The sequence below is a fragment of the Geobacter sp. AOG2 genome, from assembly GCF_019972295.1.
Classification (GTDB): domain Bacteria; phylum Desulfobacterota; class Desulfuromonadia; order Geobacterales; family Pseudopelobacteraceae; genus Oryzomonas.
This window is the reverse complement of sequence record NZ_BLJA01000001.1, coordinates 1-15,448: the sequence shown is the minus strand read 5'-3', so window position 1 is coordinate 15,448 and position 15,448 is coordinate 1. Positions and strand designations below refer to the sequence as shown.

14 protein-coding genes are annotated in these 15,448 nt (G+C 55.8%); 5 read left to right on the top strand and 9 right to left on the bottom strand.

Annotated elements, in window-relative coordinates; translation table 11 throughout:
- Positions 1–74 precede the first annotated feature (74 nt).
- Genes LDN12_RS00070 through LDN12_RS00040 form a run of 7 tightly spaced genes read right to left on the bottom strand, consistent with a single transcriptional unit; the run spans position 75 to position 8,632 of the window.
- The gene (locus LDN12_RS00070; protein WP_223920480.1) at positions 75–794 is read right to left on the bottom strand and encodes a response regulator; all 720 of its coding nucleotides are present in this window, start codon (positions 792–794) and stop codon (positions 75–77) included.
- Positions 791–3,463, bottom strand: a complete 2,673-nt coding sequence (locus tag LDN12_RS00065) for a sensor histidine kinase KdpD (RefSeq protein WP_223920478.1) — start codon at positions 3,461–3,463, stop codon at positions 791–793. Before LDN12_RS00065 ends, LDN12_RS00070 begins: the two co-directional genes overlap by 4 nt.
- Positions 3,464–3,510: 47 nt before the next feature.
- Positions 3,511–4,092, bottom strand: coding sequence for a potassium-transporting ATPase subunit KdpC (kdpC, locus tag LDN12_RS00060; protein WP_223920476.1), 582 nt, complete (start codon positions 4,090–4,092; stop codon positions 3,511–3,513).
- Positions 4,093–4,143: 51 nt separating this feature from the next.
- Complete coding sequence (gene kdpB / locus LDN12_RS00055; protein WP_223920474.1) at positions 4,144–6,213, bottom strand: potassium-transporting ATPase subunit KdpB; 2,070 nt, start codon at positions 6,211–6,213, stop codon at positions 4,144–4,146.
- A gap of 2 nt (positions 6,214–6,215) precedes the next feature.
- Complete coding sequence (gene kdpA, locus LDN12_RS00050; protein WP_223920472.1) at positions 6,216–8,000, bottom strand: potassium-transporting ATPase subunit KdpA; 1,785 nt, start codon at positions 7,998–8,000, stop codon at positions 6,216–6,218.
- A 54-nt stretch (positions 8,001–8,054) separates the two neighbouring features.
- On the bottom strand, positions 8,055–8,351 hold the full coding sequence (locus tag LDN12_RS00045; RefSeq protein ID WP_223920470.1) for a P-II family nitrogen regulator: 297 nt from the start codon (positions 8,349–8,351) through the stop codon (positions 8,055–8,057).
- Between the two features lie 2 nt (positions 8,352–8,353).
- Positions 8,354–8,632, bottom strand: a complete 279-nt coding sequence (locus LDN12_RS00040; protein WP_223920468.1) for a hypothetical protein — start codon at positions 8,630–8,632, stop codon at positions 8,354–8,356.
- A gap of 138 nt (positions 8,633–8,770) precedes the next feature.
- Here LDN12_RS00040 and LDN12_RS00035 point away from each other — a divergent pair, with 138 nt between their 5' ends.
- From LDN12_RS00035 to LDN12_RS00015, 5 genes are all read left to right on the top strand, one after another.
- A complete protein-coding gene (locus LDN12_RS00035) occupies positions 8,771–8,917 on the top strand; it encodes a hypothetical protein (RefSeq protein ID WP_223920466.1) in 147 nt (48 codons plus the stop codon).
- A 195-nt stretch (positions 8,918–9,112) separates the two neighbouring features.
- The gene (locus tag LDN12_RS00030) at positions 9,113–9,712 is read left to right on the top strand and encodes a peroxiredoxin (protein WP_223920464.1); all 600 of its coding nucleotides are present in this window, start codon (positions 9,113–9,115) and stop codon (positions 9,710–9,712) included.
- A gap of 149 nt (positions 9,713–9,861) precedes the next feature.
- The gene (locus LDN12_RS00025) at positions 9,862–12,102 is read left to right on the top strand and encodes a DNA polymerase domain-containing protein (protein ID WP_223920462.1); all 2,241 of its coding nucleotides are present in this window, start codon (positions 9,862–9,864) and stop codon (positions 12,100–12,102) included.
- Positions 12,103–12,300: 198 nt separating this feature from the next.
- Entirely contained in the window at positions 12,301–12,717 is a 417-nt protein-coding gene (locus LDN12_RS00020) for an exosortase system-associated protein, TIGR04073 family (RefSeq protein WP_223920460.1), read from the top strand.
- Between the two features lies 1 nt (position 12,718).
- Complete coding sequence (locus LDN12_RS00015) at positions 12,719–13,189, top strand: exosortase system-associated protein, TIGR04073 family (protein WP_223920459.1); 471 nt, start codon at positions 12,719–12,721, stop codon at positions 13,187–13,189.
- On the opposite strand, the gene galU is transcribed toward LDN12_RS00015, so the two are convergent.
- The gene (gene galU / locus LDN12_RS00010) at positions 13,143–14,009 is read right to left on the bottom strand and encodes a UTP--glucose-1-phosphate uridylyltransferase GalU (RefSeq protein ID WP_223920457.1); all 867 of its coding nucleotides are present in this window, start codon (positions 14,007–14,009) and stop codon (positions 13,143–13,145) included. The genes LDN12_RS00015 and galU overlap by 47 nt on opposite strands.
- 281 nt (positions 14,010–14,290) lie before the next feature.
- Positions 14,291–14,527, bottom strand: coding sequence for an FmdB family zinc ribbon protein (locus LDN12_RS00005; protein ID WP_223920455.1), 237 nt, complete (start codon positions 14,525–14,527; stop codon positions 14,291–14,293).
- Positions 14,528–15,448 lie beyond the last annotated feature (921 nt).

The following is a 15,448-nucleotide window of genomic DNA, read 5'->3' as shown; positions in this document are numbered from 1 at the left end:
GCGTGCTAACATGTTAAGCAACGGCAGGAGTGCTACCTGGCCAGCCGGCTGTTCGGCTGAGACGTCATCAATTTTCACATGAACGTGGTTTTTAAGCGATACCCAATCCCGGGTTCCGTAACAATGTAATGCGGGCGGGATGCATCAACCTCTATTTTCTGGCGGAGGTGGCTGATGTTGACCCTGAGAATATTTTGTTGATCCGTATAGGCACCTCCCCAGATCTGCTTGAGGATCTGGCCATGAGTCAGCACTTTGCCTGCATTGATCACCAGAAGGCGAAGCAGGTCGTACTCAGTAGGAGTCAGCTGGACCTCCCTCCCTGCCACAGAAACAATCCGACGCGGCAGGTCGACCTCCAATTCGTCAATCCGGCAGATGGGCTCAGGTGCCTCCCGAAGGGAGCGGCGGAGCGCCGCTTTTATTCGTGACATGAGCTCACCGACGCCGAATGGCTTGGTCAGGTAATCGTCTGCACCCGCATCCAGAGCCTCCATTTTGTCCCCTTCGCGTTCCCGCACCGAAAGTACGATGATCGGGATCTGCGACCACTCCCGTATCCGCCTGATCACCTCAACGCCGTCAATATCGGGAAGCCCCAAATCAAGGAGTATGATGTCTGGCTTAATTGCAACTGTCGCAGCCAGTGCGGCATGCCCGTTCTCCGCCTCATGGACTGAATACTCGCCTGTTTCCAGAGAGGTATGGAGCAAACGCAGAATTGCCACCTCGTCATCAACGATCAATATGCGAGGGAGATTGATCTTTTTCTTTGTGTCATGTTTAGCAGTCATGATTCCTCTCTCATAGGGATTGTAATGATGACCCGCAGACCGCCGCCTGCACGGTTTTCAGCGCGAATCTCCCCGCCGTGGGCCTCAACTATCCCTTTGCATATGGCGAGACCCAGCCCGGTCCCGCCCGCCCCCTCGGGAACCGGAATCCGATAAAACTTGTCAAATACCTTGGTCAGGTCTTCCGGCGGGACACCGGGACCTCGGTCGAGAACTTCCAGAATAAGCCTACCATCCTCAATTCGTGCAACTAACTCAATACTTTTATCTTCCGGGGCATATTTTATGGAGTTATCCAGGAGATTAACCAATACCTGCATCATCAATACCATGTCCAACCTGACCAACGGCAAGTCGGGAGAGAGTTGAACATCAATATTACGTGCGCCGATTCTTTGCTCGAGAGTAGCCAAGGCACAACCTATAAGATCCTGGATATCGCAGTGGACGTCCTTCGGTTTGACCGCGCCTGCTTCCAGGCGGGTCATATCGAGGAGATTGCCGACAAAGCGGTTCAGCCGCCCCGCCTCCTCTCTGGCCGTGAGGAGAAAACTATTTCGTGCCTTTTCCGTTATCTGCGCCCTTTTTTCCCACATGTTGTCGAGAGCCACGGTTATCGTCATCAGTGGAGTACGAAGATCATGGGAAATGGAATTGAGAAGCGCTCGTTCCAATGTATCACGGGCATGGAGGATTTGGGCCTGTTCGGCCTGCTTGACGAACTGGGCCCGCTCGATGGCCAGGGTCGCCTGAGTGGCAAAGGCATTGAGAAGCCTACGAGTCTCCGGAGATCTATAGTTGGTATCATCCGTCAGCTTGATTCCCATCACCCCCAATACGCTTGAGGTGGTCTGCAACGGCAGGTAGAGGAGTTCCGACGAAACGAGGGTCTCCGTCCCTCTCCCGGCAGGTTGCCGATTGCGAAAAGCCCAGTCGGCAACCGCCAACTCTTTTTCATGAAGGGTAAAATCCTCGCTGGCAGCCTTCATTGCCAAATGTTCTCCCTCTGGGAGAAGAACTATCAATTGGGCCTCGAGGCTACCACCGATGTTCTTGATAACAGCGTCGAGAATACCTTTGGCATCGACGGCTGATGCGAGGTCACGGCTGAGATAGTAAAGGCTTGCCGTCTGGACCTCACGCACCCGTATTGCCTCAGCGCGTTCACGGGACTGGGAAACGAGCGTGCTGATGACGACACCAACGACAAACAGGGCGAAAAAAGTGAGGAAATATTCGGTATCGCTAACGGCAAAGGTAAAGCGGGGTGGCACAAAGAAGAAATCAAAAGCCAGCACGCTCAAAAATGCGGTCATGATTGCCGGTTTACGGCCCAGACGCGTTGCAGCGAGCACCACGGAGAGCAGATAAATCATGACCAGGTTTGTAGGAGAAAAAAACTGAAAGGCGAGCTCGGAAACGGCCGTAGCCGCGATCACCAAGACCAGACTTTTCATATAGCCTGACCAGGGGATTTCCTTTCTGGGAGGCGCCATACCGGATTCGGGTTTTTTCTCAACTTCGCCCAAACTGACGACGTAGACATCGATCGTCCCGCTCAAACGGATGATCTGGTCCACGAGGGGTTGGCGCAGAAATTCCCGCCAACGCGGCTTGGAGGGCTTACCGACAACGATCTTGGTGATGTGGTTCTTGCTGGCATACTCCACGAGGGCGCTTGCCACCGAGGTGGCCGTCATAGTGGCCACCTGGGCACCCAGCGTTTCAGCAAAGCGGATGTCGCGCCATACTCGTTCGCGGTTTTCCCGCATCTGCTTGCCGCCGCCGGGAGTTTCAATATAGACAGTGTGCCAAGTGGCCTTCAATTCATCGGCCAGTCGCCGGGTGGTGCGGATCAGTTGTTCGCTGTAAGGGCTGCCGCTGACGCAGACCAGGAGCCGTTCTGCAGTCGGCAAAGGCCCGGAAATGGAGCGAGCGTCCATATAGGCCCGCATCTGATCGTCAACACGCTCCGCAGCACGGCGGAGCGACAGTTCGCGAAGTGCCATCAGGTTTCCCGGCTTGAAGAACTTGTCCATGGCCATGGTCGCCTGCTTGGGAATGTACACCTTTCCTTCCTGCAGACGCTGAAGAAGGTCTTCCGGAGGGATATCCACCAACCGGATCTCTGCGGCCAGATCGATGAAGCTGTCCGGGACCGTCTCGCGCACCTTCACCCCGGTGATCTGAGCAATGGTGTCGTTTAGGCTCTCGAAATGCTGGATGTTGACCGTGGTATAAACATCTATCCCGGCGGCCAAAAGTTCCTCTACATCCTGACACCGCTTCTCGTGACGGGAGCCGGGGGCATTGGTATGGGCAAGCTCATCAACCAGTGCGATTTGGGGTTTGCGAGCCAACACCGCATCCAGATCCATTTCCGGTAACGTCACCCCCATGTATGAGATCTCAGCCTTGGGGATGATCTCCAGCCCTTCCAGGAGAGAATCGGTTTCGAACCTTCCGTGGGATTCAACATATGCCGCCACTACATCCCGGCCGTCCAGCCTACGCTGCCAGGCAGCTTCCAGCATGGCGTAGGTCTTACCGACACCGGGGGCATAACCGAGGAAAATCTTCAGCTTCCCCCGCCCATCTTCTTGTTCTTCTGCCTTAGCGAGCTTCAGCAAAGCTTCAGGAGAAGGCCGTTTGTCGTCAATTTCGGTCATCATCGCTCCGGGTTAACCTTGATGGCTCTGCATGGACAGATTTGTCCTCATGGTGCTGCCTGTGATTTCAGCGAATCCAGCTTCAGGTTCAGTTCAAGCACATTAACTCGCGGCTCGCCTAAAAATCCCAACTGACGGGCTTCAGTGTGAGCGGCAACGATTTTGGTCAGCTCTGCTTCGCTCATCCCGCGAGCCTTGGCAACACGTGCAACTTGCACATTGGCCGCTGCCGGCGAGATGTGCGGATCAAGGCCGCTGGCCGACGCTTCGACCAAATCAGCCGGGACGTTGCCGATGATGCCCGTATCATGGAGAACCTTAACCCGGTCACCTACCGTCTTGATAAAATCGGGATTGGTCGGGCCTGAGTTGGATCCACTCGATCCAGCCGGATTGTAGCCGAAATCGGTTGTCGCGGACGGGCGTGGCCAGAAGTATTTTGAATCTGAGAAGGGCTGGCCTATAAGTACCGACCCTATTTTTTTTCCGCTGTTATCGGTGATGAAGCTCCCCTTTGCCTGTTTCGGGAAGACAGCATAGGCGACACCGGTGACGACTGCAGGGTAAATGCCGCCGCATATTACGGTGAGCACGATTAGCATCAGTATTGCTGGGCGTATCTCTTTCATGATGATTTTCTCCCATGGCGGCGCGGCATTCGCACCGCCACATAAACATAGTTAGACGAACAACCCAATCGCCAGATCGATTGCCTTGATACCGATGAACGGCGCGATAATCCCCCCGACCCCGTAAAGGAGGAGGTTGTGGATCAGGAGCTTTTCGGCCGGCATGGGGCGAAACCTGGTCCCTTTGAGCGCCAGCGGCACCAGTAGCGGGATGATAAGGGCATTGAAGATGACCGCCGACAGGATCGCACTCATGGGAGTCGCCAGGTGCATGACGTTCAGCACTCCCAGTTGAGGATAGATGGAGAGCAGCATTGCCGGGATGATGGCAAAGTACTTGGCTATATCATTGGAGATACTGAAGGTGGTCAGGTTGCCCCTGGTCATCAGGATCTGTTTCCCTACTTCGACTATGTCCAGAAGTTTGGTCGGGTTCGAGTCCAGGTCGATGATATTGGCCGCCTCGCGAGCCGGTTGGGTACCTGTGTTCATCGCCACGGCAACATCCGCCTGGGCCAGGGCCGGAGCATCGTTGGTGCCGTCGCCGGTCATGGCCACCATGAAACCAGCCTCTTGGTTCTCCTTGATGAGACGGAGCTTGTCCTCAGGCTTGGCCTGGGCCAGAAAGTCGTCCACCTGGGCCTCGGCAGCTATTGCGGCGGCGGTGAGGGGGTTGTCGCCGGTAATCATGACGGTTTTAATCCCCATACTGCGCAGTTGCTGAAATCGTTCCTGAATGCCGCCTTTGACAATGTCCTTCAGATTAATGACTCCGTAAATCTCGGTGTCGCAACTCACCACCAATGGCGTTGCTCCGGCCCGGGCTATCTTGTCGACGACGTCGTTGAGGTTGCTGGGGACGTTCAGTGCGCCAAGTTTTTTTACGAAGGAAATAGTCGAATCGGCAGCGCCCTTGCGGTACTGTTTCTTCCCGGTGTTTACGCCGGAAAGACGGGTGTCGGCACTGAAGGCTATGGTTTCCGCGTCGGAGGGGAGCGTATCCAGTTTCATGCCGTATTTCTGGTTCGTCAACACCACGATGCTTCGCCCTTCCGGGGTTTCATCGGTCAGCGACGCCATGAGCGCTACCTCAGCCAGTTCCCTTTCCGTATGACCTCCCACAGGGACGAAGGCAACCGCCTCACGATTGCCCAGAGTGATGGTCCCGGTCTTGTCCAGCAGCAGCACGTTCACATCCCCGGCCGCTTCAATGGCGCGGCCCGACAAGGCGATGACGTTCTTCTGAAACAGCCGGTCCATCCCGGCAATGCCGATGGCGGGGAGTAGCGCAGCAATGGTGGTCGGCGCCAGGCAGACAAAAAGTGCCACGAGGATGGTCAGCGATACCGGTGTTCCCTGGCCTGCTGCCTTCACGCTGTAAATTGAAAGCGGGCTGATATTGGCACATACGAGCAGAAAGACCAGGGTCAGGGCGATGAGAAGCACCTCCAGGGCGATCTCGTTGGGAGTCTTGCGCCTTTTGGCCCCTTCGATGAGGGAGATCATCCGGTCGAGAAAAGTTTCCCCAGGATTGGCGGTGATCCTGACAATGATTGCGTTAGCGATGACCGTTGTACCGCCGGTGACAGCGCTCCGGTCCCCGCCTGACTCGCGTATCACCGGGGCCGACTCGCCGGTAATGGCCGATTCGTTTACCAAGGCCGCTCCTGTTACGACGTCACCGTCGCCGGCGATCAGTTCGTTGGCCTCAACGAGGATATAGTCGTCCTTGCGAAGCTCCGTTGCGGAGACCATCTCGAAGGATGCACCGAACTCCGGCTTTGTCAGGCGCCTGGCCATCACGTCCGTACGGGTCTTACGAAGCGAAGCGGCGCGTGCCTTGCCGCGTCCCTCCGCAAGGGCCTCGGAAAAGGCCGCAAAGATGACCGTCAGCCAGAGCCAGACGGAAACGGTACCGGTAAACCAGGCCGGCTCCTTGTTGGTGCCGGTGAGCGACATGACGAAAGTCACCAGAGTAATGATGCTGGCGATCTCCACGCAGAGCATGACCGGATTGTGCCACAGTTCACGGGGATCGAGTTTTTTGAGTGATTCGAGCAGTGCGGCCCCCATGATCCGCGCGTCAAAGATGGATATCGGTTCGGCTTCATGTTTCGACATTATTATGTACCTCCCGGCATGGTCAGGTGTTCGACGATCGGCCCCAGGGAGAGAGCCGGGAAAAAGGTTAAGGCACCTACGATCAGGATGACGAGGGTCAACCAAAGGGTAAACGGAACCTTGTCAGTGGGGAGCGTCCCCAGGCTGGGAGGAACGTATTTTTTCCCGGCCAGGGAGCCGGCCATTGCCAGCGACGCTAGAATCGGAGCGAAGCGGCCGATGAATATTGTCACCGCGCCGCTCACATTGTAGAAAATGGTATTACCGTTCAGCCCAGCAAAGGCGCTGCCATTGTTGTTGGACATGGAGGCGAAGGCGTAAAGCACTTCGGATAGGCCATGGGCGCCGGGGTTACTCATGGAGGAAACGGCAGACGGGATCATCATGGCTATCCCCGAGAAAATGAGGATCAGGATACCGGAAGTAAGAACCGTGATGATGGACATCCACATTTCGCGGACCTCAATCTTTTTCCCCAGGAACTCGGGGGTCCGGCCGATCATGAGGCCGGCCACGAAAACCGCGATCACCACGAAGGAGAGCATGGTGTAGAGCCCCGTGCCGACGCCACCAAAGATCACCTCGGAGAGGAGTATCAGGGAGAGCGGCACCATTCCGCCTATGGGGGTGAGGGAGTCGTGCATGGTGTTGACAGCTCCACAGGAAGTGCCGGTGGTGGCAACCGCAAAGAGAGAACTTCCAGCCAGCCCGAAGCGGGTCTCCTTACCCTCCATGTTGATGCCGGTAGCGCCAAGTTTGGAGATCAGCGGGTTGCCGCTGGCCTCGGCCCAATAGAGAACGCCCATGGCAAATATCAGGATGGCAAGCATGACCGCCAAAAGTGCCCAGCCCTGACGGGGGTTCCCAGCCATCCGGCCGAAGGTATAGGTGAGACCACCGGAGATCAGGAGAATCAGGAAGATCTCGGCCATATTGGAAAGGGGTGTCGGATTCTCATAAGGATGGGCCGAGTTGGCGTTAAAGAAGCCGCCGCCGTTGGTCCCCAACTCCTTGATCGCCTCCTGAGAGGCGACCGGCCCCATGGGGATAGTAACTTCTTTCGCGGTTACACTCTCGGTGATCGGGTTACCCTTGGCATCCTTGAGCGGGTTCCCTTTGTCGTCCAGTTTCGGCTTATCGTAGGTCGTCGGTTGGACAAGCGATATCGTCTTGTAGGGGCTCACATTCTGGATCACCCCCTGGGAGACGAGAAAAATCGCAAATATGAGCGACAGGGGCAACAGGATGTAGAGGGTGCTCCGGCTCAGATCCACCCAAAAATTGCCGATGGCAGAGATTTTACGTCGAACAAAACCGCGGATAAGTGCGATGGCGACCGCCATCCCGGTGGCGGCGGAGGCGAAGTTGTGTACCGCAAATCCGAACATCTGGGTGAAATAGCTGGCGGCCTGCTCGCCACTGTAGTTCTGCCAATTGGTGTTGGTCATGAAGCTGATGGCTGTGTTGAGCGCCAGGTGCCAAGAGAAGGCCGGAAATTTCTGCGGGTTGAGAGGCAGGATTCCCTGGAGCAGCAGGATCGCAAAGAGGCTAAAACCGCACATGAGGTTGAAGAGGGTCAGGCTGATGGCGTATTGCTGCCAGCCCATCTCCTCGTCTTTCTCCACACCGCAGACCCGATAGAGAAGATTCTCGCAGGGAGCGAGGACAGGGGTAAGCAAGGTCCGCTCCCCTTGGTAGACCTTTGCCATGAATGTGCCGAATGGCTTGATCATGGCAAGCAGGACGGCAAAAAAGAGAATTGTTTCCACCCATTCATACTTGTTCATAAGTTATCTCCGATTGGCACAATGTTGTCTTTTCTCACAAACTTTACTATAGTTTTAAAACGCCTCAACGAAGGGCAGGATGAAGATCCGGCAATCCTCCTTGCGCTCCGTATTGGCAATGTCGCCAGTGACGTCGATAATTTTCTCCACGGACTCATCTGCAGCTATAATCCCGAGTTTCACTTTCTCGACAAAATCGAGGACGAATTCGGCGCCGCGATAGAACACGGCCTCCCCCTTCTGACGGCCATGGCAGGCGAGTGTGCTTTCAATAATATCATCAATGCCTATGGTTTGCAGGGCAGCCCTGACTTCTGTGAGCTTGATCGGTTTAATTGCCGCTTCTATCATCTTCAGAATCTCCCTCCGTCCTTTTGTGAGCCCTGCGGATCACTCATCTTCTGACGAATAGCTATTATCTTCGCGAATGATGTTACGAAACAGGCCACCGTACCTTTCTTAGCCAGATAGCCGGGATGCAATTCACCTCCAATCACTTCCCCTTCGAAAAAATAATCCCCCGACGTGAGTAGTATCAGCGCCATACCGGTTTCTTTGCCTCCCAATGTGAAGTCAGGATGATATTCCCGAGAGACGGTTAATACATCGTTTACATTGATGGAATTTTTCACATCGTCCGTACCGCTGTGAAACAGGTACACTATTGAACCGGGTCCTATGGTTGTTTCTTCCTTCCGCCCTCTGAAAACTTTTTGCTGACTTTCACCTTAGCGCTTTTGGCATTAAGTTGGCGTTAAAAGGGATGCCGAATGCGTGAAGAAAACATTAAATTAGATATGCAGTTGAATATTCTCGACAAGCAGGATCGCCTCAGCGATCTCCCGCATGCTCTTAGCTTTGCTTATGGCCAGTCTCTCGTTTTTAAGAAACGTCTCATGACCGGAAACACCCTGTGACAGCATAAGAGCAGCTTTGGCCTTATCGATTAACCGAGGTGTAACCAACAACAATTCATCTTTTTTGCAGCGTCGATAAAGGCCTCCTTTGTAAAAAAGACTAAAAGACTATTTTTATCCTCTTGACAGGTGCCGGATTGGCTGGTATTAGTTATTCCATTCGATGCAACTATTTACAAAAAAGGAGAGAATCCCATGGCTATCGCTACCCTCGTCACCCAACAGGCCCCTGATTTCACCGCCGATGCGGTCATGCCCGACAATACTTTCGGTCAGATCACCATATCCAGCCTCAAGGGCAAAAATGTCGTCCTGTTCTTCTACCCGCTGGACTTCACCTTCGTCTGCCCCTCCGAGATCCTGGCCTTCAACAAGAAGCTGGATGAGTTCAAAAAGCGCAACACCGAGGTGATCGGGGTCTCCATAGACTCCAAATTTACCCATCTGGCCTGGAAAAACACCCCTATTGAGGACGGCGGTATCGGCAATATTCAGTACCCGTTGGTGTCCGACCTGAACAAGAACATCGCCAGGGAATACGGTATCCTTTTCAATGAATCAGTCGCCCTGCGCGGCCTCTTCCTGATCGACACCAAGGGCGTCATCCGACACGCGGTCATCAACGACCTGCCCCTGGGCCGCAATGTCGGAGAGGCGCTGCGCATGGTGGATGCCCTCCAGTTCGTCGAAACCCACGGCGACCAGGTCTGCCCGGCCAATTGGCAGGAAGGCGACGAAGCCATGAAGCCGACGGAGGAAGGGGTCGCCAGCTACCTCGCCAAACATGGCAAATAGCAGGGGAGCATGTTGTGTGTCCGGTGCCCGCTAAGAGACGCCACGACCCTCCCGTGGCCATACGTGGCATCATTCGCGAAAAAGGCGCGGCAGTTATTGTCGCGCCTTTTTTGTTGCCCTGCCCCTGGGAGTTGCCATAGAGTTGCGCCATGCAGATGAGCGATATGGGACATAATCCGCTGTTGTTCGGGCACGACAGCCGGGCCGGCATCATCGCCGTCGAGCCGGCGGGGCCGTTTGTGCGCCTCTTCTTCAGGGCGGGCCACGGCGTCCGGTTTCACGACGAGCCCTTTCACCCGTTCATCCTGCTCAGCGATCCGGCCCTCGTGAGCGGCTGCCGGGCGCCCTGTTCGGTGCGCCAGTTGGAAGGCGACGATTTCTACCGGTTTCAGCTCCTGTTCGATTCGTGGGGCGACTGTCTGACGGCGCGGGACTTCCTTGCCGCCAAGACCGGCGTACCGGCCGGTTCCGCCGATGCCCCTTACCTGTTCATTGCCGATCTTTCCCACCAGTATCTGCTGACCACCGGTACCACGCTGTTCAAGGAACTTGAGTTCGGCGACCTGCGCTGCCTGGCGCTGGATATAGAAACCTATTGCGCCGAGGGGTTCGAGTTCTCCAACCCCAAGCGTCGGGAAGACCGGATCGTCTCCATTGCCCTCAAGGATTCCCATGGCGGGGAAACCGTGCTGCGCGGGGACCAACTCGACGAGCCGGCCATGCTCCGGGCGCTCAACGAGGCTATTCACCGTTGCGACCCGGATGTCATCGTCGGCCACAACATCTTCCGGTTCGACCTGGAGTACATCGCCACGCGCGCCGATCTGCACGGCATCCGCCTCGACTGGGGCCGTAACGGCGCCGCCCCCCGCATCGCGGCAAATTCCCGCTGGGCCCTGGCGGAGAAGGTCATCGATTACCCCCGCTGGGACGTGTACGGCCGCCACATCATAGACACCTATTTTCTGGTGCAGCTTTACGACATCTCGTTGCGCAGCCTGGAAAGCCACGGCCTCAAACAGGTCGCCCGGCATTTCGGCATCGCGGCGGACGAGCGGGTCTATCTGGAGGGGAGCGGGATCGCGGCAACCTTTGACCATGACCCGGAGACGCTCTACCGCTACAACCTGGACGATGTGCGCGAAACCCTGGCCCTGTTCCGCCTGCTGGGCTACCCCTGGTTCCTGCAGACGCGCATCTTTCCCTACTCCTTTCAGAACTGCCCCCTGCGGGGCAACGCAACCCGCATCAATACGCTGTTTTTGCGCGAATACCTGTTCCGGGGCCACGCCATACCCCGGCGCACCGGCGAGGTCTCCGCCTTCGAGGGGGGCTACACCGAGAGTGCGGTGCAGGGGGTTTCGGGGCCGATCGTCCATTGCGACGTGGCGTCGCTCTACCCCTCCCTGATGCTGACCTACCGGCTCGGCCCGGCCAAGGATACCCTGGGGCTCTTTCTGCCGATGCTGGCGGAATTGCGCCGTTTCCGGCTGGAGGCAAAGCGGGCCGCCCGGGAGAGCGCCGATGACAACGAGCGTCACTACTACGATGCCCTGCAACAGGTCTTCAAGGTGCTGATCAACTCATTTTTCGGTTACCTTGGGGCTCCGTCGCACAACTTTTCCGATCCTGACGCCGCGGCCGAGGTGACCCGGCTGGGGCGGTTGACCATCAGGACCATGATCGAACTTCTGAAGGGGGAAGGGGCGGTGCCGGTGGAGGTGGACACGGACGGGATCTACTTCAGGCCGCCGGCCTCCTGCGTTACCGAGGCGGACGAGTCGGCCCTGGTGGAACGGGTGTCCCACGGTTTTCCCGAAGGGATCGAGGTTGAGATGGACGGCAGATACCGCTCCATGTTCGCCTACAAGGCCAAAAACTACGCGCTTCTGGAATATGACGGCCGGATCGTCATCAGGGGGAGCGGGCTCCGTTCGCGGGGGTTGGAGCGATATCTGCGCGAGTTCATGCGTGATGCCATTACACTGCTCTTGACCGGCTCACCGGCGGCAATAGAACGGCTGTACCAGGAATATCTGGACCGCCTCAGGTCCAGGGATCTCGACGTGGCATGGGTTGCCCGCACGGAGACGCTCAACGAGTCGCCTGCCGCATACCGGGAGAAGGTCGGGAGAGGCAGGCGCAATCCCGCGGCCGCCTTCGAGATCGCCCTGGCGTCGCAACGCGTCTACCGGGCCGGCGATCAGGTCAGTTACTACGTCGGCGGGTCGGGGCGCGATGCGACGGCTTATGAGCATTGCCGCCCCGTGAGTGCCTTCGATCCTGCCCGCCCCGACATAAACGTCCCCTACTATGTCGAGAAGCTCCGACATCTCAAGCGCCGTTTCGAGCCGTATCTTCCCAAGGAGCCGACCCTTTTCGACCTGTGAAGCTTGCATGCGGCGGTCGTTTGTGGTAAGAGGCTACTAAAGAGGTTGTTGAAAAACGGTCATCTCGCCGCCATCCTCGAAAGCCCTTTTGTGCGGCGTAGCGCTGCTACGCCTCCGCGGGGCTTCCTCCGGGTGCGACGATCCGACTATTTTTGAACAACCTGCTAAAGACCGTATTCGCCGACAAAAGGAGATGCCATGAAGACGAACCTGCTGCTTCCCGTTGTGCTGCTGGCCGTCGTACTGATGGTTCCGGTTATGGCCCGTGCCGATCAGCAGCCTGAGATGATCGCTGAAAAGATGGCCGTCAAGTTTACCCGCGGCGTAACCAACCTCGCGACCTGTGTTGTCGAACTCCCCAAACAGTCGGTGCTGACCGTCCGTGATATGGGTGGTGCCGGCTATGTCGTCGGCCCGCTCAAAGGGGTCGTCATGACCCTTTACCGGGGATTCATCGGCATGACGGAGGCGGTATTCTTTCTTGTTCCCCAGCCCGGTTACTATGACCCCATGATCGATCCGTCCTACGTGTGGGAGGGGTGGGGGCCGAAACGGGATACCTCGGCAGGCTTATCCCAAAGCGTCCCGGAGCCTTCCCAACAGGAGGCGCGTTAGCATGCGGCAGATTCGCCCGTTGGCGGTAGCGGGCCTTATCCTCGCGATAGGCCTCTGTGCGGAACCCTCCCAGGGCTCGGACCCGTTCAAGACGGTAGAGGACTCGACGCCCCAAGAGGTGGTCGGCGGGATGTCCCACAAGATAGTCCGCGGAGTATCCAATTTTGCTTTGGGGTGGTGGGAACTGCCGAAGCAGGTTTACCAGACGTTTCGGGAGGAGGGGGTGACCATGGGGCTTACGGTCGGCCCCCTCAAGGGGGTCGGCATGACGCTGGTCAGAACTTTGAGCGGAGCGGGAGAGGTTCTTACGTTTCCTTTTCCGTTCCCCGGTTTTTATGATCCCTATTTTGAACCTGAATATGCCTGGCAGAAGGAGCGGAAAGTAGATAGCCCCGGCGCGCCGCCCCTGAACAGTGACGGAGCGGTCACTGCGCCAACCTCCGGCGCAGGTAGCTCTCAAACTCAACCTTGAACTCATCGCGTTTCAGGGCCATGTCTACCGTGGCCTTGAGGAAACCCAGCTTATCGCCGCAGTCGTGGCGCAGCCCCTCGAAGAGGCAGCCGTAAACCGTCTCTTCCTTTGAAAGCTTGAGGATGGCGTCGGTAAGCTGGATTTCACCCCCTTTTCCCGGTTCCTGCTGTTCCAGAATCTTAAAAATGCGCGGCGTCAGGACGTAACGGCCGATAATGGCCATGTCAGAGGGCGCTTCCTCCCGTTTGGGTTTCTCCACCATGTCCTCCACCTGAAATATCCGGTCCGACAGCCGCTCTGCCTTGACACAGCCATAGGACGAGATGTTCTCCATGGGGACCTTCTCAAGCGCCAGCACCGAACCGTTCCGCTCTTCGTAGACATCCAGCAGTTGCCCTAAACAGGGGTGTTTACTGTCGATGATGTCGTCACCCAGGAGGACGGCGAAAGGTTCGTTGCCCACAAAATCCTTGGCGCAGAGGATGGCGTGCCCCAACCCCAGCGCCTTTTTCTGACGGACATAAAAGATATCGAGCATGTCGGCGATTTCGCGAATGGCCTTCAGGGTCTTCTGCTTCCCCTTCTCCTCCAGATGCGACTCCAACTCCATGGAGATGTCAAAATGGTCCTCGATGGCCCGCTTGCCTCTGCCGGTTACGAACAGGATCTGTTCGATACCTGAAGCGACCGCTTCTTCAACCACATACTGCACCAGAGGTTTGTCTATCAGCGGCAGCATTTCCTTGGGCGAGGACTTGGTGGCGGGTAGAAACCTGGTGCCCAGGCCGGCAACCGGGAATACCGCTTTTTTGACCTTCATGTGCATTCCTCTCGCAATGTAATCATCGGCTCATTGGTGTTTTCCGCTTTCGCGACCAACCCGGGCACGACCTCTTTTGCCAAACCTGACGCTGGTGGGTCCTCATTATTTGCGAAAATAAGCCCTGCCGGCCACAATCAGTGCATTTTTTTCCATCGAGCACTTGCGTCGGCAAAAACCAGTGGCATAATACGATTCAGCCGGTCGATTTGTAAAGAAACATTAAGGAATTGCAGACAAAAACCATGTAGAAGGGAATTTACATGGCAATTAACGGAGGATTACTTCCCTCCGCAACAGCCGCCTCCTGCGCAGGCCGCAGGTTTGGGGGCTTCTGTCTTGGGGCAGTACCCCTGGGCGAACCACCCGTCCCCTTTAAGGCTGAAGGCCGTGGCCGATATCATTTTTTGTACGGCTCCACCGCACTTGGGGCATTCGCTGGCTGGTGGATCGGAAAATTTTTGGCGAAGTTCAAACTGATGGTTGCAGGCAGAACAGCAATATTCGTAAACAGGCATACTTTTTATTCCAACCTCCTTGACGGATCGAGTTTTCTTTGCTTCACAGGAATATAGTAATAACTCTATGGCTGGTTTGTCAATCTTGACGCTTGGCTTTCGCCGCGAGTTTTTACGGATTTTGTACCCGCCTTGGGATCTTCGTATGTTTTATGGTGCATTCCATCACCGGCGGCGGGCATTTCAAACAGGTTAATCCCACGAGGTACGGCAAATCACTGAGGGTTGCTTCGCAGAGACATTTAGAACGATTGCCGAAGTGTCGTAACTTCTATCCTGCTATTTTTTCGACATATTTTATAAACATTACTCATATCAGCATGTTATCCGTTTTTTGGCTCACGTTGTGCACATTTCAACGGGTCTGTACAGGCAGCAATGCCGCCATTGATGGGCATTTGGCTGGGTGGCCGATCCTAAGTGTCATTATTTGTTTGTGTTTTTGACATTTCTGTCTTTAATGCAAAAAAGATGAACGGTGACACAGCGTTTGCAGACTGACGTTAATTGACGGAGTGAAACGCTATTTAACGGTTTATGCGCAAGTAAGCATTAAGACAAAAGGATTTTGCTGTAAGCCGATTTTTCAGTAATATCGAGGTTTTGTTACGTGATTATCGCAATATGCAGCAATGGTACGTTAACGTATAAGCGCGCAATGAGAACCGTTATTTCACGGTAACGGCGGTAACAACGGTTTCATGCTTTAAGGAGGGCTTTAGTGGGCCATATTCCATAGCAAGAAGAAAGGTGGTGAAGAAAGGCGGGCTATTGATTGGCTTTAGGGTCGTGAGATTACATGAAAGGAGGTTTCTGATGACATGTAAAAGATTTTTCTGCCTGCTGGCCTGCATAACGGTTGTCCTGGCATCGACAGCCGCCTGGTCGGCGGAGATCCACGGCAGAAGTTCCACCCAGTTT